The sequence below is a fragment of the Pseudoalteromonas sp. PA2MD11 genome, assembly GCF_017808125.1.
GTDB lineage: Bacteria > Pseudomonadota > Gammaproteobacteria > Enterobacterales > Alteromonadaceae > Pseudoalteromonas > Pseudoalteromonas simplex.
Genome location: NZ_JADKNF010000014.1, coordinates 1 through 22,898, shown reverse-complemented (window position 1 = coordinate 22,898; position 22,898 = coordinate 1). Strand labels below are relative to the sequence as shown.

19 protein-coding genes and 2 pseudogenes are annotated in these 22,898 nt (G+C 40.4%); 16 read left to right on the top strand and 5 right to left on the bottom strand.

Annotation, left to right across the window (positions count from 1 at the left end; translation table 11 throughout):
- The first annotated feature begins 185 nt into the window (after window positions 1-185).
- Together ISP07_RS14945 and ISP07_RS14940 are read left to right on the top strand one after the other, a co-directional pair.
- Window positions 186-1,811, top strand: a complete 1,626-nt coding sequence (locus ISP07_RS14945) for a methyl-accepting chemotaxis protein (RefSeq protein ID WP_209328067.1) — start codon at window positions 186-188, stop codon at window positions 1,809-1,811.
- Between the two features lie 73 nt (window positions 1,812-1,884).
- On the top strand, window positions 1,885-2,355 hold the full coding sequence (locus tag ISP07_RS14940; protein WP_209328066.1) for a DM13 domain-containing protein: 471 nt from the start codon (window positions 1,885-1,887) through the stop codon (window positions 2,353-2,355).
- Window positions 2,356-2,443: 88 nt separating this feature from the next.
- Here the strand turns inward: ISP07_RS14940 and ahpF are convergent, their stop codons facing one another.
- The 3 genes from ahpF to ISP07_RS14925 all read right to left on the bottom strand — a co-directional run bounded on the left by ahpF (window position 2,444) and on the right by ISP07_RS14925 (window position 5,462).
- A complete protein-coding gene (ahpF, locus tag ISP07_RS14935) occupies window positions 2,444-4,024 on the bottom strand; it encodes an alkyl hydroperoxide reductase subunit F (protein WP_209328065.1) in 1,581 nt (526 codons plus the stop codon).
- A gap of 157 nt (window positions 4,025-4,181) precedes the next feature.
- Window positions 4,182-4,751: an alkyl hydroperoxide reductase subunit C gene (gene ahpC, locus ISP07_RS14930; protein WP_054553958.1), complete on the bottom strand. Its 570-nt coding sequence runs from the start codon at window positions 4,749-4,751 to the stop codon at window positions 4,182-4,184.
- A 207-nt stretch (window positions 4,752-4,958) separates the two neighbouring features.
- A complete protein-coding gene (locus ISP07_RS14925) occupies window positions 4,959-5,462 on the bottom strand; it encodes a 2,4'-dihydroxyacetophenone dioxygenase family protein (protein WP_054553959.1) in 504 nt (167 codons plus the stop codon).
- 67 nt (window positions 5,463-5,529) lie between these two features.
- Between ISP07_RS14925 and ISP07_RS20755 the strand changes: the two are divergent.
- From ISP07_RS20755 to ISP07_RS14885, 8 genes and pseudogenes are all read left to right on the top strand, one after another.
- Window positions 5,530-6,213, top strand: a pseudogene (locus ISP07_RS20755) (AraC family transcriptional regulator ligand-binding domain-containing protein); the annotation flags it as partial.
- 114 nt (window positions 6,214-6,327) lie between these two features.
- Entirely contained in the window at window positions 6,328-6,621 is a 294-nt protein-coding gene (locus ISP07_RS20750) for a helix-turn-helix domain-containing protein (protein ID WP_324616133.1), read from the top strand.
- A 92-nt stretch (window positions 6,622-6,713) separates the two neighbouring features.
- On the top strand, window positions 6,714-8,252 hold the full coding sequence (locus tag ISP07_RS14910; RefSeq protein WP_209328062.1) for a long-chain-fatty-acid--CoA ligase: 1,539 nt from the start codon (window positions 6,714-6,716) through the stop codon (window positions 8,250-8,252).
- Window positions 8,253-8,318: 66 nt separating this feature from the next.
- Window positions 8,319-8,738: a DUF3429 domain-containing protein gene (locus tag ISP07_RS14905; RefSeq protein ID WP_209328061.1), complete on the top strand. Its 420-nt coding sequence runs from the start codon at window positions 8,319-8,321 to the stop codon at window positions 8,736-8,738.
- 54 nt (window positions 8,739-8,792) lie between these two features.
- On the top strand, window positions 8,793-9,164 hold the full coding sequence (locus ISP07_RS14900) for a hypothetical protein (protein WP_209328060.1): 372 nt from the start codon (window positions 8,793-8,795) through the stop codon (window positions 9,162-9,164).
- A 4-nt stretch (window positions 9,165-9,168) separates the two neighbouring features.
- Window positions 9,169-9,969, top strand: a complete 801-nt coding sequence (locus tag ISP07_RS14895; RefSeq protein WP_209328059.1) for a class I SAM-dependent methyltransferase — start codon at window positions 9,169-9,171, stop codon at window positions 9,967-9,969.
- A gap of 2 nt (window positions 9,970-9,971) precedes the next feature.
- Entirely contained in the window at window positions 9,972-10,958 is a 987-nt protein-coding gene (locus ISP07_RS14890; RefSeq protein WP_209328058.1) for a Gfo/Idh/MocA family protein, read from the top strand.
- A gap of 151 nt (window positions 10,959-11,109) precedes the next feature.
- On the top strand, window positions 11,110-12,786 hold the full coding sequence (locus ISP07_RS14885) for a methyl-accepting chemotaxis protein (RefSeq protein ID WP_209328057.1): 1,677 nt from the start codon (window positions 11,110-11,112) through the stop codon (window positions 12,784-12,786).
- A gap of 36 nt (window positions 12,787-12,822) precedes the next feature.
- Here the strand turns inward: ISP07_RS14885 and ISP07_RS14880 are convergent, their stop codons facing one another.
- The gene (locus ISP07_RS14880; RefSeq protein ID WP_228290636.1) at window positions 12,823-13,065 is read right to left on the bottom strand and encodes a hypothetical protein; all 243 of its coding nucleotides are present in this window, start codon (window positions 13,063-13,065) and stop codon (window positions 12,823-12,825) included.
- 189 nt (window positions 13,066-13,254) lie between these two features.
- Here ISP07_RS14880 and ISP07_RS14875 point away from each other — a divergent pair, with 189 nt between their 5' ends.
- The 5 genes and pseudogenes from ISP07_RS14875 (at window position 13,255) to ISP07_RS14855 (ending at window position 21,071) form a co-directional block, all read left to right on the top strand.
- Complete coding sequence (locus tag ISP07_RS14875; protein ID WP_166340735.1) at window positions 13,255-14,118, top strand: EamA family transporter; 864 nt, start codon at window positions 13,255-13,257, stop codon at window positions 14,116-14,118.
- Window positions 14,119-14,279: 161 nt separating this feature from the next.
- Entirely contained in the window at window positions 14,280-16,619 is a 2,340-nt protein-coding gene (locus ISP07_RS14870; RefSeq protein WP_209328056.1) for a TonB-dependent receptor, read from the top strand.
- 42 nt (window positions 16,620-16,661) lie between these two features.
- Window positions 16,662-16,949 carry a hypothetical protein gene (locus ISP07_RS14865; protein WP_228290635.1) on the top strand — a complete coding sequence of 96 codons (288 nt, stop codon included), beginning with the start codon at window positions 16,662-16,664 and terminating at the stop codon, window positions 16,947-16,949.
- Window positions 16,946-18,556 carry a PepSY-associated TM helix domain-containing protein gene (locus ISP07_RS14860; RefSeq protein WP_209328055.1) on the top strand — a complete coding sequence of 537 codons (1,611 nt, stop codon included), beginning with the start codon at window positions 16,946-16,948 and terminating at the stop codon, window positions 18,554-18,556. The genes ISP07_RS14865 and ISP07_RS14860 overlap by 4 nt, the downstream gene beginning before the upstream one ends.
- 436 nt (window positions 18,557-18,992) lie before the next feature.
- Window positions 18,993-21,071 (top strand): annotated as a pseudogene (locus ISP07_RS14855) (TonB-dependent siderophore receptor).
- A gap of 41 nt (window positions 21,072-21,112) precedes the next feature.
- On the opposite strand, the gene ISP07_RS14850 reads toward ISP07_RS14855, so the two are convergent.
- Window positions 21,113-21,757: an HAD family hydrolase gene (locus tag ISP07_RS14850; RefSeq protein ID WP_209328054.1), complete on the bottom strand. Its 645-nt coding sequence runs from the start codon at window positions 21,755-21,757 to the stop codon at window positions 21,113-21,115.
- A gap of 255 nt (window positions 21,758-22,012) precedes the next feature.
- Between ISP07_RS14850 and ISP07_RS14845 the strand changes: the two genes are divergently transcribed.
- Window positions 22,013-22,744 carry a FadR/GntR family transcriptional regulator gene (locus ISP07_RS14845; RefSeq protein WP_054553975.1) on the top strand — a complete coding sequence of 244 codons (732 nt, stop codon included), beginning with the start codon at window positions 22,013-22,015 and terminating at the stop codon, window positions 22,742-22,744.
- Window positions 22,745-22,898: the final 154 nt, after the last annotated feature.

Sequence of the window (22,898 nt, the reverse complement as noted above, 5' to 3'; positions counted from 1 at the left end):
AGGAACAAAACAAAGCCAACGTGAAAGCTGGCTTTGTTGCCTACAATATAAAGGCTGCATATGGTGACTTTACTAACTAAATGAGGTCTATCAAAAGAAAAACCCATCAAACAATTGCAAAAACTTGCTTAAAACGATTTCTCTATTAGTTTTAATAATAAGTCCCTACAAAAGTTTGCTCGCTCATGTTAAATAACTACACTGTTCGTACGAGATTAGCTGTCTTAGCTTTGTTACCAGTTGCTGTTTTTGTGATCACATCTATTTTCACGATGTCGATGATGTCTAGTATGGTCAAAGGAATTGATAGTTTGTATAGAGACAGAGTACTCCCGTTAGAGCAAATAAAAACAGTATCGGACAATTACGCTGTTAACATTGTTGATTTATTTCATAAATACCGCGCTGATCAAATCTCCAAAGCTGACTTTCTAGCCGCAGTTGAAAACGCAAAGAATGTTGCTGACAATAAATGGAAAAGCTATTTAGCAACAAAACTCACTTCCGAAGAACAACGCTTAGTTAATATTGTTGAAAAGAATCTCTCTGTAGTCGAAAGTGAACTTAGCAGGTTTTTAAACCAAGTTAACAGTAACCAGCTAAAAGCGATCCCTAATGAGGTGTTTGTAAAAGAACTTTACGACGTGTTTGACCCTCTCAGTGAAAGTTATCAAGGTCTGATTAATTTACAGATCAATGAAGCCAACAAATTTAAAAATGCAGCAGATAAAGACTTTTCCCAAGTCACTATCGCAATGACAGCTTCGATAACTATTTTAATTATTATCTTGTTGTTTATCGCCTTTGTTATTTATCGTTCTATTCACAACCCTCTGTTATCGCTGAGCGAAACAATAGGATCAATCTCTGAAAACGCTGATTTACGTCTGCGCGCAAAAACCCATGGTAATGATGAGATAGCTCAGGCAGCAAACCACTTTAACGCTATGATGGAGCGCATTCATGCTCTTGTAAATGATGTAACCAGCGCAACACTTACTCTCTCATCTGCCGCTGAGCAAATGAACTCAATTAGCGACCAAGTTGCCAGCACTGCCACTGAACAGGAACAACAATCGGCAATGATTGCTACTGCTATTACGCAAATGAGCAGTGCTATTGAACAAGTTGCAGCTAATGCGCTTGCGACTTCAGAAAAAGCCACCCACACAGATAAGACAGCGAAGCTTGGCCAACAGTCTGTACAAGAAAATATCGATGCAATTAACCACTTGTCGCATATAGTTAATACCAATACTCAACTTATCAATGAGTTAAATACACAATCAACAGATATCAACCAAGTGGTAATGATGATTCAAGGGGTTGCTGAACAAACCAATTTACTTGCGTTAAATGCGGCCATTGAAGCAGCACGCGCAGGTGAGTCGGGTCGCGGTTTCGCTGTGGTGGCTGATGAAGTAAGGCAACTTGCGCACAACACGCAAAAAGCCACAGCGAGTATTAACGAAATGATCAGTAAACTACAAGCAATGGCGCAGCAAGCAGTGACCGCCATGGGCAATGCCGACGAAAGTGCTAAACAAAGTGTTGAATACGCAGAACGCTCATCACAATTACTGACTGAAATCACTCAAGAAATGGCACTTATTGCCGATATGAACAACGAAGTTTCAGCGGCAACAGATGAGCAAACGACTGTTGCCAACGAATTAAGCTGTAATATTAATGAATTTAGCAGTAGTATTTCATTGGTTAGCGAAAGCTCGCAGCAAAACGCTCAAGCAAGTCAAGAATTAGCTTCATTAGCGTCACGGTTACAGCAGCAGGTCCATGTTTTCAAAGTATGATGAATGGCTAATTACTGTGTGATATTGCAAAATTTTTCTCAAACCAACGTCAAGCCAAACTGTAGGGAGTCAGATGTTAAAAGCATTACTAATTTTCATCATAGCATTGGCTATTTTTGCTGCGGGCTTTATGGCTGGGATATACAGTTTGCCAATTTTAACTGAGCAACCAGCCCCTGAAATCAAGACTCTTGAACAACATCAAACGAGAGCTCTGTTTAGTGCAGAGTTTAAACCTAATCTTAAAGGCTCAGATCGCCTTCATTATGGTGATGGTATGGTGTATCTAACGAATGATGCTATTTCTATGCAAGGCACGTTATCACCAGGGCCTGACTATCAACTTTATCTGTCGCGAAACTTTATTGATAACGAAGCCGATTTTTTAGCACAAAAAGGCACCATGCAGCGTGTTGCAGGGGTACGTTCGTTCAACGGCTTTAAATTAGTTGTGCCACAAGGTATTGATGTCAGCGATTACAATACTGTGATTATTTGGTGTGAAAGTTTTGAGGAATTTATAACTGCAGCACAGTATCAGTAGCTCGATGAATAAAAACAAAGCCGCCTTTGGAGAGGGCGGCTTTAAAGCGGCAGCTATGGGTGTGAGCTGCCTAATCAAGAGTCGCTAATTAAGCTGCATCTTCGGTGTTTTGAATCTCATCGCTGTGGCGAATTAAGTAATCAAATGCACCTAAACTTGCCGTTGCACCACTGCCCATGGCAATAATGATTTGCTTAAACGGCGTTGTTGTTGCATCACCTGCCGCGTAAACACCCGGTAATGATGTTGCACCTTTGCTGTCTATTTCGATTTCGCCAAAGCGAGTCAGTGCTAGTTCTGAATCTTTTAACCATTCAGTGTTTGGCACCAAGCCGATTTGCACAAAGATACCTGCAAGCTCAAGTGATTTTTCATCGCCAGAGATGCGGTCAATATAGCTTAAGCCTGTTACTCGTTTACCATCACCAACAACTTCTGTTGTTTGCGCGTTTTTGATAATCGTAATGTTGTTTAAGCTATTTGCTTTGCGAATAAGTACTTCGTCAGCACGTAAGGTATCAGCAAATTCGAGCACAGTGACATGCTCAACAATGTTTGCAAGGTCGATTGCCGCTTCAATACCTGAGTTACCACCACCGATAACCGCAACCGCTTTACTTTTAAATAACGGGCCATCGCAGTGAGGGCAGTAAGCAACGCCATGACCACGATACTCTTTTTCACCGGGTACATTCATTTCACGCCAGCGTGCACCAGTTGCTAATACCACTGACTTAGCATTTAACACCGCGCCATTTTCTAGCGTGATTTGGTAATTACCTTGTTTAGTAAGCGATGCCGCACGTTGGTTTTGCATCACATCTACGTCGTATTCTTTTACGTGTTCTTCAAGTTGAGCAACTAATTTAGGACCTTCGGTCGCCTTAACTGAAATAAAGTTTTCAATTGCTAACGTGTCTGAAACCTGACCACCAAAACGCTCTGCCACAACACCGGTATTTAAGCCTTTACGCGCCGAATAAATTGCCGCAGAAGCCCCTGCCGGACCACCACCAACAACAAGTACATCGAATAACTCTTTATCGTTCAGTGCTTCGGCTTGGCGTGCAGCCGCTTTGGTATCTACTTTATTTAGAATGTCGGTCAGGTTAACAGCGCCTTGGCTGAATAACTCTCCATTTAAGTACACAGCCGGTACTGCTAACACATTACGCTCGTTCACTTCGTCTTGGAACAAGGCGCCATCAATCATCGTAGCCGTAATATTTTCATTGTGTGCCGCCATCAAGTTAAGTGCTTGCACTACTTGCGGACATGTTTGACAACTTAATGAAATATATACTTCAAAGTTGAGTGGCCCAGGCAATGATTTAATTTGTTCAATTTCAGTCTCTGATGCCTTGCTTGGATGACCACCAGTGTGAAGAAGTGCAAGGATCAAGCTTGTGAATTCGTGGCCCATAGGCACACCCGCAAATGTGATTTGCGTATTGTTAATAGGTGAAGACACCACCATAGACGGACGACGTACATCTTGGTTAGGGTTATCTCGCACCGAGAATTTGTCGCTTAACGATGCTAAATCGTTCGCTAAGTTTTTAAGTTCTGTTGATTTATTGCTGTCATCCAAGGCGATAAGCAGCTCAACAGGGCTGGTAATAGAAGCAAAGTGACTTGTTAATTGGTTTTTGATATTCGTATCTAACATGGCTTAGCCCTTGAGTTCAGAATAAATAATCTAGAAAAATTTTAAATATAACTGCCCACCACCCGCTAATGTGCTTAATATGAGTTGTGATGGGCAATTAGGGTTGCATTAAACGATAGCAAAGCAAAGCTTTGCTATCGTTTAATGCAGTGGCAAATTAGATTTTGCCAACTAGGTCTAGTGAAGGAGCAAGTGTCTCTTCACCTGGCTGCCATGATGCAGGACATACTTCACCGTCGTGGTTAGCAATGTACTGTGCAGCTTGTACTTTACGTACTAACTCTTTCGCGCTACGGCCGATACCTAAGTCGTGAGTTTCGATTACTTTGATTTCGCCTTCTGGGTTCATTACGAATGTACCGCGAAGAGCAAGACCTTCGTCTTCAATCATCACACCGAAGTTACGTGTAATACGACCTGTAGGGTCACCAATCATTGGGAATTTAATTTTACCAATTGTGTCAGACGTATCGTGCCATGCTTTGTGAGTGAAGTGCGTGTCAGTTGATACTGAGTAAACTTCAACACCCATTTCTTGAAGCTGCTCGTAGTAATCAGCAACATCACCAAGTTCTGTAGGACATACGAAAGTAAAGTCAGCTGGGTAGAAGAAGAAGATTGACCACTTACCTAGCACGTCTTTTTCTGTTAGTTCTACAAAGTCACCGTTGTGGTAAGCTGTTGCATTGAATGGTTGTAGTTTTGTGTTAATTAATGAAGTGCTCATAATATTCCTCATTGATGTATTTAAAAAGTTTAATTAACGCAGCCTTGCGTCTGCTTGATTAATACAATAGAGGCCTGAGCGATTAAAATAAAATTGATTGTTTAGATTAAATTGATTTGTTTTTTGGATTGAAAAGTTGGAAATAGCAAAAACTAAAAAGCCCTCAATCACTTACGCAATCAAGGGCCTTCACTTCAGGGAATAAAATTACTTACTAAAACCGTATAAACTCTTTGGTTTTATGTAGTTAGGCTCAATTCCTTGCTCTTTTGCAGCTGCTAACATCACTTGTTCAATCCAACCTGCATCCATAATGTTCATATAGTTGCCATCTGGGTCAAAGTTAATATTAGCTCCCATTACTATCATAAAGGTATCGGTCACTTCAGTGTTGTCTGCTGGGACTTGAAATTGATGAATCGAACCGCCTGGCTCAAATAAATAGCTACCCGCTACTTGTAAATCGTCAGGGTACTCAGTGTAGTGCCAGCTGCCCGCCATGGTATATAAATGCACAACACCAGTGTGAAAGTGCTTTGGCAAAACTGTACCCGGTTCAAATAAAACGCGTAAAACCCATACCCCATTCTCAGAATCCAGCATGAGTGGATAAATGTGCACGCCTGGTAAAGCGTTTTTAATTAGCTTTTCATCATTGGTATGAATAGTGAGTAAAAAGTCTTGATGATTAATAATATCTGGTAATGCCATGTGTGCCCTCTTTAATGCGTGTTAGTAAATCAGCGTATTGTTGACGTTAATACATTGTTAAACTTTAATGACCTGTATTACTTTACTTTGCACGCAATTTTTTTTACTTTTTACGCCAGAGTACAAAAAAGAGCATACTATGCCCCGATTAACACAAGCACCTGATCTAATTAGAGTATCTGCTCTACATGGCTATATTGAGCTGATCGAAAGCAAATTGGTGAACCCTGATATACTTTTATCACACGTTGGTTTAGACAGAAAACAACTACAAGATGCCAATAGCTTTGTGCAGTATCAGCAACTCATTCAACTGTTAGAGACCACGGCGAAAGAACTAAACCTGCCCTATTTTGGGTTAGAATTAGGGCGTTAGCAAAGCTTGAACATTTTGGGCTCTGTTGGTTATTTGGTGGGTAATTGCGACACCCTTGAATTGGCACTTAAAAATTTAACTAAGTATTATCACATTCATCAAAGTAGCGCTGATTTACTCCTTGAAGTAGACCAAAACTATGTAAAACTATCATTTTTAGTTCGTAGTAGCTTAAAAGTGAGTGTCTATCATGGCGCTGATCTAGCCCTGAGTGTTGGGGTTAATTTATTAAAGAAACTAACCGATGATCAAATAAAACTGCACCGTTTGGAACTTCCCCATAGTTGTAATGAAAATCCGAGTGTTTATCGCCAAGCATTAGGTCAAGTTCCTGTGTTTAATTGTGCACACACAGCAGTCGTGTTTGAAAAAAAATACCTTAAACTCGCTATTAAGAACTCAGATAAGCAGTTGTTTTCTATACTCAGCCAACAGCTTGGGCTGATTCAAAACACCAAACGTGAAAATATCTCAGATCATGTTGAAGTGATGATCAAGCAGTACTTACTACACGAGGAGTTTGGGGTAAACCTTGTAGCCGAAAAGTTATCGATGAGTACCCGTAGCTTACAGCGCCACTTAACAAAGCATGGCACAACGTTTCGTGAATTAGTCGATGATGTACGCTGTCATTTGGCACATCAATATTTAATTGAATCTAGCCTCACTTTATCAAACATATCAGATATCTTGAGCTTTTCTAATTACAGCGAATTTACTAGATCTTTTAAACGTTGGTATGGTATTCCACCTAGAGATTACCGGAAGCTTCATTCCCATTAATGGCGTAAAAAGTCAAAAATAAGTCGTTTAAAGCTAAGTTTAATGTTAATAAATTGTATATATTCATTAGTCAAACAAGCTAAGGAATAACCATGAATACACATGATAACCTCACGCAATTAATTGAGCATAGTTGTAAGACTTATGCTGACTTTCCTGCCTACACAAGTGTTGGAAGAACATTCACTTTTTCTCAAGTAGAACAACAATCTCGCTATTTAGCCCAGTGGTTTCAACAGCAAAGTGGTCTTGTTGCAGGAGACAGAATTGCTATTCAACTACCTAATATTGTTGATTACCCTATCGTAACTTATGCAGCATTTCGTGCAGGATTAATCGTAGTCAATACCAACCCGCTTTATACTGCCCGTGAAATGCTACACCAGTTTAATGATGCAGATGTAAAAGCCATTGTTATTCTTGATGCCCTTAGCGAAAAATTAGCAACAATTATTAATGATACATCCATTAAAACCGTTATTGTTGCAGCCGCTTTAGCTGAGCCAGCATTACTAGAGAATCAATTTTCGTTAAACGAACTCATTCGCCAAGGTGAAAGACTTGCCCCTCTTGACGATCATCAAGCAAGTCGTGACGATATTGCTGTTTTACAATACACCGGCGGTACCACAGGAGTTGCCAAAGCAGCGATGCTTAGTCATGGCAACATCTTAGCTAATGCCGAGCAAATGATTGAGCGCTTTGACAACATTTTAACGCCTGGTCAAGAAACCGGTATTTGCCCGCTTCCGCTTTATCATATATACGCCTTTACGGTGAACATGGTTAGCTTATTTGCCATGGGGCAATTTAATGTACTTATTCCAAACCCTCGTGATTTAGATGCCTTAGTTAAACAAATCGAACCTTTTGATATTAATTACTTTTCAGGGATTAACACCTTGTTTATTGGTCTGTGTATGCACCCAAGGTTCAAGACGCTAAATTTTTCAAACTTGAAAATGACTCTATCAGGCGGTGCAGCCCTAACACATGCAGCGGCTGATGCATGGATGAACACCACAGGTTGCACAATCACAGAAGGCTATGGTTTATCAGAAACCTCACCTGTTGCGACGTTAAACGATTTTCAAAATGAAGAAATAGGCAGCATTGGTCGCCCACTATCAAACACCACCGTGGAAATTTGGGATGAAAACGATGAGCCCGTTGCAGACGGTGAGTCTGGCGAGATAGTTGTTAAAGGCCCGCAAGTAATGATGGGCTACTGGCAACGCCAAGATGAAACCGATAAATGCATGAAACGTGGTTTTTTCAAAACCGGTGATGTGGGTCTGAAGCTACCAAGTGGTAATTACAAAATTGTAGACCGTTTAAAAGACATGATTATTGTCTCTGGTTTTAACGTGTACCCTAACGAAGTTGAAAACGTACTGTGTCAGCATCCTGCTATCTGTGAAGCCGCCGTGATTGGTGCTAAAGATGAAAAAACCGGTGAGCGTGTGTGTGCTTACATCACCTTAAAAGAGCAGATTGATGAGCAACAAGTAACAGACTATTGCCGCGAAAACTTAAGTGCTTATAAGGTGCCTAAATCAATCATTTTTATGGAACAACTACCTAAATCGACAGTTGGCAAAATTCTACGTAGAGAGTTGCGTCAGCAATAAAGCGATCGTTTTAGCCGCATAACTGGTATAAAATAGTTAAAAGATTTAAGCGGTTTAAAGGTCATTATGGAAAAGTTTATTAATCACATTCAACTCGGTTACTTAGGTTTACTGCCTTTTTTAGGCTGTGTAGGCTGGCCACTTATAGCAGGTAGTAATGCTGTTAACTTAGACTTTTTCACTTTTTATAGCATCGCTATTTTGGCGTTTATGACTGGTAATTTATGGCATGCAGGCCAGCAAACGCATGCTGATGCCATTAAAGCAATTATTCCTATCTTACCGATTGGTTTTTTAAGCTTTTTACCGTCAAGCTGGATACTGGCTTGGCTTGCTGCGAGCTTTTGGCTCGTGCTGTTGTTTGAGAAAAGCACACCGCAGTGGCAAACCTATCACGTTGATTATCAAAAAATGCGATTCGTTTTAACCTCGGTTGTGTTTGTATGCCACATATTTGTAATTGGCATGAGTATCTATCCTGAGTAGCCCTTTTCTTGCGTTTGCGGTAACATCCGCGGCTCAGTTTTTTAAGGACTTGCTATGATAGATCAACTGCGCGCTAAACTAGATCACCTAGGTGAAAATTACGTAGAAAAAAACGCTCACTTTAAAGTAAAAGTGATCCCCTTTTTTTGTGCGATTCACATCAAAAAAGATCATAAAAACCAAGGCAATTTAAAGCTATATTCAAATCAGTTGATTGAAATATTTTTAGCAACCATGTTTTTATTATTCGGCTTAATGCTTTTTGATACAGATGCAGGCTTTACCCATGGCCCTATTCATATCGTTATTGCTGTTTTAATTAGTTTCAATCTAATTTTTAAGCAAATAGCCATAGAAGGCCTTAAAACTCGCTTAGCCCTTTGCCCTAAAATTTCAGTTGAAATAGCGCCAGAACAAGGCAAATAACCCCATGTATTTAGACCCTAGTTGGCGCATATTAACGGTAGGCGATGGTGATTTATCATTTTCACACTCTGTTGCTTGTTATATAAAACCAGCCAAGCTTGTTGCTTCAACTTATGATGATGCAAACACCATAGAACAAAAATATGCCGACAATGCACTTAGCGCCTTGCAACAACTTAATATTGAAACACTCACTGAGTTTGATGTAACAAGGCCAGACTCATGGCAGCGCTTAGATGGCGCTTGTTTCGATGTGGTTATTTTTCAATTTCCACTGATACCTGCATTTAAAGGTGAGGCCGCATTTAAAGCACACACCCAACAAGGTGGTATGAATGTATTAAACCGTGCTTTGTTGCATCGCTACCTAGACTACGCTAGCCAGTTTGCATTAGATAAAAACGGCCCGATGTTATGTTACATCACCTCTAAAGATGTAAAACCTTACCGCGAATGGAATATTGAGGGCAGCTTAAATCAAGGGCTTAATTGCCAATACCTTGGCCAAATGCCATTCGATATTAGCGTGTTTTCGGGCTATAGAATTCGCAATGTTGATCGCGATAAACACGTTAAAGATACTAGCGGCATTACCTATGTATTTAGCGAAAAAACTAACAATGAAATTACCCCTAAGCTTAGTTTTCCTGCTTATTTAGGTGAAAAATACTGTGCATTATGCCGCGTTGGCCCTTATATGGCCCAAGAAGATGAAGACAAACATTTGTTAAGCAAAAAACATAAACAAATGGAAAAATTTGAACAGAATTGGCAAGCATGGCTTGTACAAAACAGCGAGGAGTAACCATGAACTTTGTGATTGTAGGTACCAATTTTATAAGCGATACACTACTGAGTGCAGCCAAACAAATTGAACAATTCTCCTTATACGGCGTATGCTCTCGAGAGCAGCAAACCGGTGAGTCTTTCCTTGCAAAACATGACATTAAAAACGCAAAAGTATTTACCAACATCGAACAAGTATGCCAAGACTCATTAGTCGATGCCGTCTACATTGCTGCACCAAATAGCTTACACAAAGACTATGCTGTAATGTGTTTAAAAGCCGGTAAACATGTTTTAGGTGAAAAGCCTTCGGCTGCTAATAGCAAAGAGCTTGAAGCCATCGTTCAGGCGGCCAAAACCCATCAACGCTTATATATGGAAGCAATGATGACCACGCATTTACCAAACTTTGCACGCTTAAAAAATGCCATGGCAAAGATTGGCACGCCACGCAAATATATTGGCCAATATAGTCAGTACTCATCGCGTTACGATAAATATAAAAACGGCGAACGCCCAAATACCTTCTTGCCAGAATTTGCTAACGGTGCATTAGTCGATTTAGGTATTTATCCGCTGTATATTTTACTCGCATTATGGGGCGCGCCTCAGAGTGTAAAAGCCAGTGGTGTGTTACTTGAAACTGGTGTTGATGGCGCTGGCGATGTGCTTTTGAATTACGCTGATAAGCAAGCGGTGATCAGCTATTCGAAAATCTCGCAAGGCGATAATTTTACTGAAATTCAAGGTGAGAAAGGCCGAATACGTATTGAAGCGGTGTCATTATTAAAGCGCATGCAATTTATTGGTAACGATGGCACGGTTGAAGAACTGTCTGAGCCATTTGATGATCACTTTATGCGCCATGAGGTCAGCCACTTTATTCAAGCTGCGAATGCAGGACAAATTGAGTCATCTGTTAATACTCATACACTGTCAAAACAAGTTATGGCTGTACTTGATGAAGCACGAAATCAGCTTGGCGTTGTGTATCCAGCAGACCAATAAATGCATTACTCAAGGGTGGTTGACTCTGCCCTTTTCATTTTCAATATAAGCTTAAATGACCACCTCTAAATAACTTACCCGTAATTTTTATTGAAACAAAAATTTTGTACTATGGTTAATAGTACTTACTTTCAATATGAAGGGTAACACTTTGACTATACGCTTTTTACTCAGAACCGTTTTCGCAGCAACCATTGCCCTTGCAGCATGCCTACTCCTCATTATTTTATTTTTACAATCAGGCCAAGATGAGAGTATGGAGTCGGCTCAACAGCGTTATGAGCTAAGCCATCTTGCTCAGTTTTCATCTTCAAATTCGATTCGCCTTACTGAGCTTGCTCGTCAACATGTCGTAACCTTAGATCCTCGCTATGAAGTTGAATACCATCATCTTGTTGACCAAATTCAAGGAAAAGCAGCTTGGCTCAATGGTCAGAAAAAAAACTATGTGCAGCGCTTAAAAGCCTTTAATGTCGCTACCGATGATTTGGCTTTATTACAAAAATCCAACGACTTATCACTCAAACTAGTCGAAACAGAAGAAAAAGCATTTAGCTTAGTCAGTGATTTACTTGGTCGAGATACTAACAACTTAACCGTCAGCGAGCATAAAAGATGGGTGCAAGCTATTACGCTTGTAACCAACGATGCTTACATGGCCGAAGTTGAGAAAATTCAGCAGCCTGTACAGGCCTTTTTAAATTCAATTGAGGAAAAAAGTGCAGCAGAGGTAAAAAATAATCATGACCGTGTGGTAACTTTAAGCCTAGTTAGCACCGCTTTAGTTCTAACCATCATTGCTACCTTGATTGTGTGTTATTGGCAATTAGAGAAAAAAGTAATTAAAGCAACTCATGCTTTAATTAATGAGGCCAAGCGTATCTCTGAAGGAGATCTCTCTCGCTATATTGACCATAAAGCTGATGATGAAATAGGCCAACTTGCGGTCAGCTTCAACATTATGGTTGATAAGCTCTCCCAGCTTCTAAAAGAAATACATAATCAATCAGAGCAAGCACAAGTGGCGGCGAAAAGTTTAGATGAAATATCACAGCAAGCTAAAACACTCAATGATATTCAAAGCCAAGCTATTGAGGTAATTTCAAGCTCAGTCTATGAAAACTCAACGGCCGTAAAAGAGGTTTCTCAAAACTGTGCAGAAGCGGCAAGCAGTGCCACCGCTGCTAATCAAAAAACCAAAGAAGGCCTACAGGTTGTCCAACAAGGGGTAAGCTCTGTTGAGTCAGTGGCCGACACCTTAACCAAATCGCTAACAGATCTTAATCAGCTGGAAGCCTCAGTAAATGAAGTCACTGCTATTTTAAGTGTAATAAGTAACATTGCCGAACAAACTAATTTACTAGCACTGAATGCTGCAATCGAAGCCGCAAGAGCGGGTGAACAAGGCAGAGGATTTGCAGTGGTTGCTGATGAAGTAAGAACATTGGCTAGCCGCACACAGAGCTCAACCCTTGAGATCCAAGATAAAATTGACTCATTACAATCTGCAACCAATGCAGTAACGCAAAGGATCCGTTCAAGCGATGCGCAAATTAAAGAGGCGGTGCTCAATTCAGAAAAAGTAGGCCATATGCTTGATGAAATTAGCCTTCAAGCAAAAGCGATTTCTGATGCCAATATGACCATAGCTTCTGCATCTGAGCAGCAATCTCAAGTGACCGAAGAAATAGCCCAGCGTTTAAACGAAGTCCAAGATACAAGTCGTCAGTCGCAGCAACAAACACAAAGTATTTCAGATTCTTCAAGCAAACTGGCTAACTTAGCAAATAACTTAAACGGGCAGATTAACCGCTTTAAATTGAGCTAGTCGCTGGTTCTGCTCAGCGACTAGCGATTAGTTTATTTAAAACCGGTAAGTAACAGATGCACCGATTGTTTGTGGGTTTACAACTGCAACGTAGCCTTGTGGGTAACGGCCACTAGTAGGCTCTTTTGAAGTATACGCCTCTTCATCTAAGGCGTTGTTGATGAAAGCACTGATCAGCCACTGTTCGGTATCGTAGCTCATCGATAAACGCGTAATGGTGTAATCACCTGCAACGCGCTCTTCAGTGTTGGTTAAATCGCCATAAAACAGGCCACGCAAACCATCATGCCGACCTTTGAACAAGCAGGACAAAGTTAAGCACTCTTTTTATTGGTATCAAAGCAATTTGATACCCATAATTTTGCTTTATCGAAAATCTGTGTCCGTTTAACGAAAAACATTTCTTCTCCCTCAAAACATCAGTAGAATCGCCGCAAACTTGAACTATTAACTTTCATAAGGACAGTGATGCAGCGCACCATTCCACCGTTTTTTATTGCTGTTATTTGCGTGCTTCTTGCAATGGTTACCATTCAATCTGGTGCCTCTGTTGCAAAGCAATTATTCCCTTTAATAGGCCCTGAAGGTACCACAGCACTTCGATTAGGTTTTTCAGCTGCTATTTTGTGCCTGGTTTTTAAGCCTTGGCGAGCTTTTCCACCGATAGGGCAACGCATGCCGATCATCGTTTATGGACTGAGTTTAGGTGGCATGAATATCCTGTTCTATTACGCGATTGAGCGCATCCCTTTAGGCATTGGTGTTGCTCTGGAGTTTACTGGCCCCCTTGCTGTTGCCCTACTTTCATCTCGTAAAAAGCGCGATCTGTTTTGGGTAGCCTGCGCCATTGTTGGCATTATTTTATTGCTACCTGACATGAAAGGCGAAGACAGCCTCGATCCTGTGGGCGTGATCTTAGCCCTTGCAGCAGGTGCATGTTGGGCGTTTTATATATTGTTTGGCAAAAAAACTGGAAACCAAGGCTCTGGCGGGATGACTGTAGCCATGGGGATGAGCGTCGCCGCGATTGTGCTTGTGCCTTACGGCGCCGTTTCGCAAGGCGCTGCATTATTGAGTTGGGAAGTATTACCACTTGGTATTTTAGTGGCTATTATGTCTAGCGCACTACCCTATACGTTAGAAATGGTGGCACTTCGCAATATGCCCGCCCAAGGCTTTAGCATCATGATGAGTTTAGAGCCTGCGATCGCAGCATTGGCTGGTTTTATAATCCTCTCTGAATTTTTAAGTGTATGGCAATGGCTGGCCATTTTATTAGTGATTACCGCTTCGGTTGGCAGTTCGATGTCAACCCAACAAAACGACAAATAAACTCTCCACCTATCTTTATTTAAAGGCGCATAATGCGCCTTTTTCATTTTATTTAATCCACAAGTTTAAATTTAACTTACAAGCCATTTAAAATTGTTAATAATGAAACTTATTTGTATAATGCAAACCATTATCATTACCATACAAATAACGGAACTAGAATGCTTATCGTAAGAAAAACAAAGATAGCTGCAGCCATAGCAAGCTTTTTAACCCTATCATTATGTGCGCAAACAGCTTTAGCTGATGACGCTGACATTGAAAAAATTGTTGTAAAAGGGCAAAAAATAGACCGAACCTTACAAGAAACACCAGCAAGTGTTGCCGTGATAACGAGTCAAACAGTAGAGCGTGAAAACTTAAATGATTTTTACGATGTATTAGCGCGAACACCTAATACATCAGGCACCGATGGTGCTGGGTTTAATATTCGTGGAATCGATGCATTTAATGTCACTGGCGGCGGCTCTGGTGGGCTAGCAAGTGTCTATATTGATGGTGCCCCTGTGCCTTATCGAATGATGCAACAAGGCGGCTTCTCAACATGGGATATTAGCCAAGTCGAGATATTACGAGGTCCGCAATCAACTTTGCAAGGGCGTAATTCTTTAGCAGGCGCAGTGGTAATGAAAACTCGTGATGCTATGCATGAATTTGATTTTAAAGGTCGCTTAGGGGTTGGCGAGTATGGTACACAAGAGGCCGCTGTTGCTTTTGGTGGCAGCTTAATTGAAGACGAGTTAGCATTTCGTGTTAGCGGTGAAAAACGTGACTTTGATGGCTACAATACTAATGTTGCAACAGGCAAAGAATCTGACTTTGATAACAACGAATTTTATCGTGCGAAGCTGCGTTATACCCCCTCTGCATTACCTGAATTTGAAGCACAGTTTAGTTTTATGCACAGCGAAAATGACAAAGGTATCGACTGGGTTATGGTTGAAAGTGGTCATCAAGACTACCCTATTAATGATATCTACAAAGACAGGTACGTATACTTAGATTCGCCGACTTATGAATGGACAGATACTGACTTATACATTTTAAACCTTGATTACGATCTTAATGATCAATGGTCATTTGCATCTATCACTACTTACTCTGACGCTGCCTATGGTTATGAGTGGGATGGTGATGCGAGTATGAATCCACCAAAATCGACTCTAACAGATGTAAGAAAAGACGAAACAAAAACACAAGAGCTACGATTTACTTATGATGGCGTTAAACTTTCTGGTTTGATTGGCTTCTATTATTCAGATCTTGATGTTTTTGATAGTAGTGGTGGTGAGCGAGGCATTACATTTGCAGATTTAGGTGTGCGTTCATTATTAACTGCACCGGCTGAATTCGGTGGTCTAGGTTTACCTGCAGCATTAGCTGATCAAGTACTGCAATTTTATGCCGAAGCAGATCCTGTTTTTATTGGCCAAAACTCTGATTACATTCAAAAAGTAAAAACTAAAGCATTGTTTGCTGATTTTACTTATGAAGTTAACGACAACTGGGATATATTTGCCGGACTTCGTTACGACAAAGAAGAGCAAGCCAACGGTACAATTGCAGACATCTATATCACAGAGCAAACTCAAGCTGTACTGCCAAACCCAGAAGACTTCGCAACCAACCCTATGCTTGCCCAATTGGTAGCCGGTATTAACCAGCAGCTTTTCGCAATGGCAGATGGCGCATCAGGGGATGAGCCTGTAGAGGATGCTGATTTTGACTCATGGCTACCAAAGCTAGGGGCAACATACCGCTTCAATCAAGATATTTCTACAAGCTTCACAGTACAAAAAGGCTATCGCTCAGGCGGTGTCGGCACCAATGTAGCAAAAGCGACACCATTTACTTTTGATCCTGAGTATACATGGAATTATGAACTTGCATTTCGCTCAGTCTGGTTAGATGAAAAGTTAGTAGTCAACGCCAATATTTTCTACCTTGATTGGACCGACCAACAAATTGCGGTTTATCTATCAGGTAATCAATACGATAGAGAAACTCGCAATGTCGGTAAATCACACGTTCAAGGCTTTGAAACAGAAATTAGTTATGAACTTACAAATAACCTTAACTTTTATGGTGGGTTAGGTTATTCAAAAACCAAAATTGATGAGTTTGTTACTGACGTCAATGGCTCAGACGAAGATTACCAAGGCCGTCCTTTCGCTGGGGCACCAGAGTGGACTGCACTTGTTGGCTTAGATTACTTTAACGAACAAGGTTTCGTTGCAAATATCAATGCAAGCTATACAGGAAGCTCACAACGCTTGTCGATTCCCAAAGAAACAAGTGACAGCATTTTTATTGATCCACGAAATGAAGCCTACTGGTTAGTAAATACGCGAGTTGGTTATCAATGGGATAATTATGGCGTTTATGCACTAATCGAGAATCTACTTGATGAACAATACGTTGCACTTGAACCAGCTGGTTTTAACAATCAAACATTAAGCTCACCAAGAACCGCGAGTATTCGTTTCGAAGTAAACTTTTAATAAAATGCGGCGGCTAAGGCCGCCTTTTTGAGGGGCATAAAAATGACTAAAAACCACACCTTCTCTGCAACTAAGCGGCGCCATTTTATGGCTTGTTTACTTGCCTTGCTGACTGCGATTGTAATGATCCCAGGAATGACAACATACCTTCCATTTGCGATTGAAGAACAAATACTTATTCCAATAATGTTGTTTCCTTTAATTTGGACAACCTTGTTTATCTATGCCTATATGGCTGAAAAAGCGTGGCACCCTTTTGCATTGATGTTATTTATCTTGATAAGTCATGGTGGTCTGAGCTACTTAGCATTGACTGGGGGGCAGTCATGAAATCAATCAGCTTGAAAAAACTTTTCTTAATGCATAGCTGGGTCGGTATAGTGACTGCCATCTTGCTGTTTATTGTTTGCTTCACTGGTGCGTTAGCAGTGTTAAGCCGCCCAGAACTAAAGATTTGGGCAAATCCAGAGCTACATCAACTCAGTACACTTCCAAGCGAAAAAATCACAGATATAATAAATACATACCATAAAACTGTACCGAAAGAGTTTGGCGAAAATATTCATGTGTATTTACCAACGGGGCACAATACACATTTACTAACCGTATTGTTTGAATCACACCATGGAGATGAAAACTACAGCGAAGAGGCTGCTTATGCTTATCAGTTTGATCCGCGTAATTATCAATTAGTGAATGAATACTATGGGGCAACGAGTTACTTTTACGAACACAGAAAAACAGATGCCCCATCATTTATCGGGCATTTTCATGCAGACCTACATTTAGGTAGGCCTATAGGCTTAATTTTAACCGGATTCTTAGGGTTAACGTTGCTTGTTTCTACAGTGACTGGTTTATTTATACATCGACAACTTTTTAAGGAGCTATTCACATTTAGGCGCAAAAAACCGCTTGATGTCATTATTAACGATGGCCATAAAATTATGGGGATTTGGGGCAGCTTATTCCATGCAGTCATTGGTTTTACAGGTGCTTTTTTAGGGCTTGCTACCGTTATTTTGCTACCCGCAGCGGCATTTGTTAGCTTTGGCGGCGATCAAGAGAAATTGATTGAAAAGTTCACCGCCATTCCAGAACCCATTATCAGCGAACAATTTCAAGCCACAGATATAAATGCTATTTTGCTAGATGCACAAGTACGCTACCCAAAAGCAAGGATAATTGATCTCACTATAATGGCGCATAATGATGCAAATGCAGAAGTCTACATGCGACTAATTGGTGGTGAGCAAGTGGCTTCACAATTGTTGAAATACCATGGCTCTGGTGAATTTGTAAAATCAATGAGCAGTTTTGGCGATATACCAGGGGCATCAATTAAAGTACTAGAGTTATTGTTTCCGCTTCATTTTGGTAATTTTGCAGGCGTGTTTGTTAAATTAGTTTGGGTATTGCTAGGGCTGAGCACTGCGTTGTTACCGCTCTCAGGTATGATGATGTGGCTTGCCAAACGCAGCCGGGGCAATAACCCCACACTCAGTAAACAAGCGTATCAGCGCTGGAACAGAGTTATCATTGGTACTTGCGGTGGCCTTGTATTAGCGTGTGCTATTTTATTCCCTGCTCAAATACTATTAAATAACCTGGTCGATAGTACCTTGCATAACAAGGTATTTGCTCCATTATTCTTTTATAGCTGGTTAGTATGGTCTTTATTGGCTCTATTACCGTTGAACTATCAGCGTTTTTTACAAATCACGCTTATTGTCATTGGTGTAGCATGTTCGGCCATCTTACCTCTTAATCTAATACTTTCATCCAGTCACGCTTTTAGCGCAGCTAACCTGTTAGTGAGTGTCGTTGATATGAGCTTTTTTGTAATCGGCGTTACCGTGTTATATGGCGCTTTTTGTAAAGTGAATATTCAAGATATCTCTAAAACGAAAAAGTTAGAACAGGAGTTAACAGTATGAACTTACTTCTCCTTATTGCCGCAATAATATTACTTTTAGGTAGTAATTTACTGCTTAGAAGCACAATAAGAACCTATAACCTCTTATCACCGTGTTTACTAATTATTGCAACAATATTACTAACACTCATTTATGGTGTAGTTGCAGGTGTTTTCATCGCCATTGCAAGCTTCCTCCTGACAGGCCTATTAACTGCACTATGCCTTGGAAAGGCACAGTAAGTTTTAGTGAAGGCTGCGTAATAGCAGCCCTCACCCACCTTCCCAAAAAACGCAAAAATACCGCAAATAAATAATGATAATAGTTATCACTTGTGATGCATTTTGCAAAGTTATTGTATTACAAATAAAACTATTATTTTAATTCGTATCGTAAGCAAAATGCCGTATTGAATACCAATTAAAATAATAAAAATCATAACCCCTTGGAGATCATAATGAAGTTCACCCAGTTGCCTGTAGCCGCAGCCATCGCTTATACACTTTACCCTCAAATCAGCTATGCAGAGCAAATAACTGAAACAGAAGCCAATGTCGAAAAAATCGAAATTGTTGGCATACGTCAGAACCGTATTAGTTAAGGCGCGACAGGTTTAGCACTCGAAATTGATGAAACGCCGCAATCAATTAGTGTGATCTCTGCTGAGCAATTAAAAAATTACTCTGCTTTTAACGTCAATGATGCTCTACGCTTAGCACCTGGTATCAATGTTGAAGAATGGGAAACTAACCGTACTAACTATACATCACGTGGTTTTGAAATTAAGAATACACAAATCGATGGTGTTGGCTTACCGAATGACTGGGGTATTGTCACTGGCGCAATGGAAGCGAACGGCTATGAAAAAATTGAAGTTATTCGTGGTGCTAATGGCTTACTTACTGGTGTAGGTAATGCTTCGGGTACGCTTAACTATGTGCGCAAACGCCCTAAAAACGAAAACGGCGGCGAAATCGGTGTCTCTGTTGGCTCTTGGGATTTTAAACGTTTACAAGCTGACTATTCACTATTATTAACCGAATCAGGTAGTTGGGCTGCACGCTTTGTGGCTGCCGCTGAAGATAAAGAGTCATATCTCGATGGACTTGAGAACAACCGAGCGTTTTTCTCTGCGGTAGTAGATGGTCAGCTTACAGATAACTCAACGGTTACTGTGGGATATTCATATCAAGATGCAGACACCGATGGCAATACTTGGGGCGACCTTGTTTATAACTACACAGATGGCACACAAGCTAAATGGGACGAAAGCGACACAACCACCCAAGAATGGACAATGTGGGACACCATTAACACCTCTGCATTTGTTGAATACAACTATGTCTTTGCATACGCGTGGCAACTTCAAGCGAGCTACAACTTCCGTGGTTTTGAAGAGCAAGACAAACTATTTTATGCCAGTGGCAGCATTGATAAAGACACCAATCTTGGCCTAAGTGGTTGGCCGGGTCGTTACGACAGTGAAGTAGATGCTGATTTATTTGAAATCAAAGCATTTGGTGCCTTTGAATTGTTTGGTAAAGAGCACCAAGCAAGCTTTGGTGTAAGCCATGCAAAAAGTGATGATGTGATGTATCAACACCCGTTTAATTTTGACAATACACCGGCTTATGGACCAACGCCTGCGTTTCCGTACGATTTAGATGCGATTCCAGAACCGGATTGGTTAACACCGGTTCTTTATTCGGATATTGAACAAAAGCTAACCCGTTACTTTGGCTCTGCTCAGTTAAATATTACTGATAAATTATTTACCGTGGTTGGTTTTAACGCTATTGAATTTGAACGCTCAGGCATGAATGCCGGTGCATCTATCGATAATGACGAGAGCGAAACAAGCCCATATATCGGCTTTACCTATAAGTTAAACGATGATTTAAACTTATATGCTAGTTACTCAGATATTTATCAGCCGCAAGAGCAAGCTGATTACAACGGCCAATACTTAGCACCTACCAAAGGCACTAACTTTGAAACCGGTGTTAAGGCTTCTTGGTTTGATGATGCTCTAGTGACAACATTTGCCTATTTTACTGCTGAGCAAGATAACTTTGCGCAATATGCGGGCCTGACTGAAGATGGTATTTATTACTATGAAGGCGTGTCTATTGAGTCAGAAGGCTATGAATTTGAAGTGATAGGTAAAATCACCGACGCTATGAATATCGTCGCATCTTATACGCATATTGATGTTACAGATGAAAATGGTGCCGACACCAATAAATGGGCACCTCGTGATGTTGTCGGTGTAACAGTGGATTATGCACTAACAGATGCAGTGGTGGTTGGTTTAAATGGCCGTTGGCAATCTAAAATTGAAAGCACTGATTACAATGTTAAGCAAGGTAGTTACGCGCTGCTAAACGCCTTCGCGCGTTGGAATATTAATGACCAAGTTGCAGTACAGGCAAACGTTAATAATATTACTGATGAGCAGTACATCAATAGCTTACAAACTGTAGGTTATTATGGCGCACCAACAAACGGTAGCCTCACCCTGACTTATAAGTTTTAAACCTTATTTAGAACAGTGTCGTCTTCGTAGGCGACACTTACCTACATGTTAGTCAAACTATAGCTGTTAAAGCTATCAATACACGGGACTAACTCCGCAAGATTATGCTTTTGATTATAGTTGTGCAGAAAGCCTATTACTTCACAGCCACTTGCTTGTGCTGCAATTACTCCAGACCTAGAATCTTCAAAAATAATGGCTTGTTTACTGGTTATAGCTAATTTTTTTAATGCGAGTTGATACGCTTCAGGGTGAGGCTTTAAATTTGTCACTTGTTCATTAGTAATTATCACATCAAAAACTCCCTCTAAATTTATTAATGATAAAACAGTATCGACCATCCACTGCGACGCTGAGGTTACTAAGGCACATTTTTTTTCATTTTTCTTAACATCGTTTAAGAGCTTTTTAGCTCCATTATTTAATTTTAGCTCTGCTCTCAATAACGTTTTGTAGTTTTTTTCAAAGCACGGGTTGAAGCTTTCTGGTACTTTGCTAATTTTTGCGTGGCTAAAAATATATTCAAGTACAGCTAGCCAACTTTGCCCCATTACTTCTTTATAAATTTCAGCTTTGATTTTTACGTTAAATTCTAAGCATGTCATTGCTAAAGCTTTTGCTTTAAGCGGCTCAGAATTAACCAATGTGCCATCCATATCAAAAAGATACCCTTCATAGTTTTGCATTGATTGCTCCGGTTTTATTATTGCCAATTACTAAAATTTAGAATCAGTTTGTGTATTGAAAAGTCCACTACCTATCAGCACTTTCAGTTATTTATAAAAGCAAATTGACAAGATTAGCTTAGGTATGTAATTTACCAATTATAATTATTGTTTTACCAGAAAACTTACCAATTAATAAGCGTTCTTCGCATTAGTTATCTAAGACTCAAAATCGTTTTTATAGATATGACTAATTTGAAGATCGGGAGAGATATAATGAAAAGACGGAGACGTTTTTGGACCGTTGTTGATAAATTAGAGTCTCAGATAGATCGTGGGATCTACCCTGTAGGGAGTCGCTTACCTGCCGAACGCGAATTAGCCGACACTCATCAAGTAAGCCGACCAACAATACGTGAAGCAATTATCGCGTTAGAAGTTCGTGGCCGTGTAGAAGTTAAAACTGGCTCTGGTGTATTTGTTACCGATAACTGCAAAGTAGAGACTGTAGATCAACCAATCAGTGCATTTGAGCTAACCCAAGCTCGTGCTTTGGTTGAAGCTGAAGCAGCAGCATTAGCAGCTGCGACAATTCAAGAACCAGAACTTGCTGCGCTAAAGCAAAGTTTAGAAGATATGAAAGTGCCCGATATGGCAATTGAAGCTGATCAGCGTTTTCATGAAATTATTGCTAAATCGACTCGAAATAATGCCATTGTGATGTCTATTCAGAACTTATGGAAATTAAGACGTTCTGAGCCGCAAATAATCGCTGCCTATGAAGATGTTTGTTCGCAAAGTGATGAGCAACGCCTTCAAGAGCACACAAGTATTTACGAGGCAATTGCGAATAAGGATTCATCTGCGGCTCGTAAAGCAATGCACAACCACTTTAATCGTTTAATTAACTCACTATTTGCGGCAAGTGAAAAGAAAGCACTTGAAGAGATCAGAAGAAAAACGAATGAGACTCGTGGTTTGTATTCGATCTCACATTTAACTCAATAAAGATAAGCAAAACTTTAAGGCGGATTCTTTAGAAGTTTCAAGCACCCCTAATTAAATATAAAAAAAGCAAGCTACTCAGCTTCAATGCCGATCAGTTAAGCAATTGACATTTGGCATAATAGGATCAAAATCCGATGATCACAGGTCATCGGAT

Excerpts from the sequence above, each read along its gene's own strand:
- ISP07_RS14940 (WP_209328066.1), top strand. The coding sequence starts at position 1,885 with ATGTTAAAAGCATTACTAATTTTCATCATAGCATTGGCTATTTTTGCT.
- ahpF (WP_209328065.1), bottom strand. The coding sequence starts at position 4,024 with ATGTTAGATACGAATATCAAAAACCAATTAACAAGTCACTTTGCTTCT.
- ISP07_RS14900 (WP_209328060.1), top strand. The coding sequence starts at position 8,793 with ATGATAGATCAACTGCGCGCTAAACTAGATCACCTAGGTGAAAATTAC.
- ahpC (WP_054553958.1), bottom strand. The coding sequence starts at position 4,751 with ATGAGCACTTCATTAATTAACACAAAACTACAACCATTCAATGCAACA.
- ISP07_RS14905 (WP_209328061.1), top strand. The coding sequence starts at position 8,319 with ATGGAAAAGTTTATTAATCACATTCAACTCGGTTACTTAGGTTTACTG.
- ISP07_RS14945 (WP_209328067.1), top strand. The coding sequence starts at position 186 with ATGTTAAATAACTACACTGTTCGTACGAGATTAGCTGTCTTAGCTTTG.
- ISP07_RS20750 (WP_324616133.1), top strand. The coding sequence starts at position 6,328 with ATGATCAAGCAGTACTTACTACACGAGGAGTTTGGGGTAAACCTTGTA.
- ISP07_RS14845 (WP_054553975.1), top strand. The coding sequence starts at position 22,013 with ATGAAAAGACGGAGACGTTTTTGGACCGTTGTTGATAAATTAGAGTCT.
- ISP07_RS14895 (WP_209328059.1), top strand. The coding sequence starts at position 9,169 with ATGTATTTAGACCCTAGTTGGCGCATATTAACGGTAGGCGATGGTGAT.
- ISP07_RS14890 (WP_209328058.1), top strand. The coding sequence starts at position 9,972 with ATGAACTTTGTGATTGTAGGTACCAATTTTATAAGCGATACACTACTG.
- ISP07_RS14910 (WP_209328062.1), top strand. The coding sequence starts at position 6,714 with ATGAATACACATGATAACCTCACGCAATTAATTGAGCATAGTTGTAAG.
- ISP07_RS14875 (WP_166340735.1), top strand. The coding sequence starts at position 13,255 with ATGCAGCGCACCATTCCACCGTTTTTTATTGCTGTTATTTGCGTGCTT.
- ISP07_RS14870 (WP_209328056.1), top strand. The coding sequence starts at position 14,280 with ATGCTTATCGTAAGAAAAACAAAGATAGCTGCAGCCATAGCAAGCTTT.
- ISP07_RS14865 (WP_228290635.1), top strand. The coding sequence starts at position 16,662 with ATGACTAAAAACCACACCTTCTCTGCAACTAAGCGGCGCCATTTTATG.
- ISP07_RS14850 (WP_209328054.1), bottom strand. The coding sequence starts at position 21,757 with ATGCAAAACTATGAAGGGTATCTTTTTGATATGGATGGCACATTGGTT.
- ISP07_RS14925 (WP_054553959.1), bottom strand. The coding sequence starts at position 5,462 with ATGGCATTACCAGATATTATTAATCATCAAGACTTTTTACTCACTATT.
- ISP07_RS14860 (WP_209328055.1), top strand. The coding sequence starts at position 16,946 with ATGAAATCAATCAGCTTGAAAAAACTTTTCTTAATGCATAGCTGGGTC.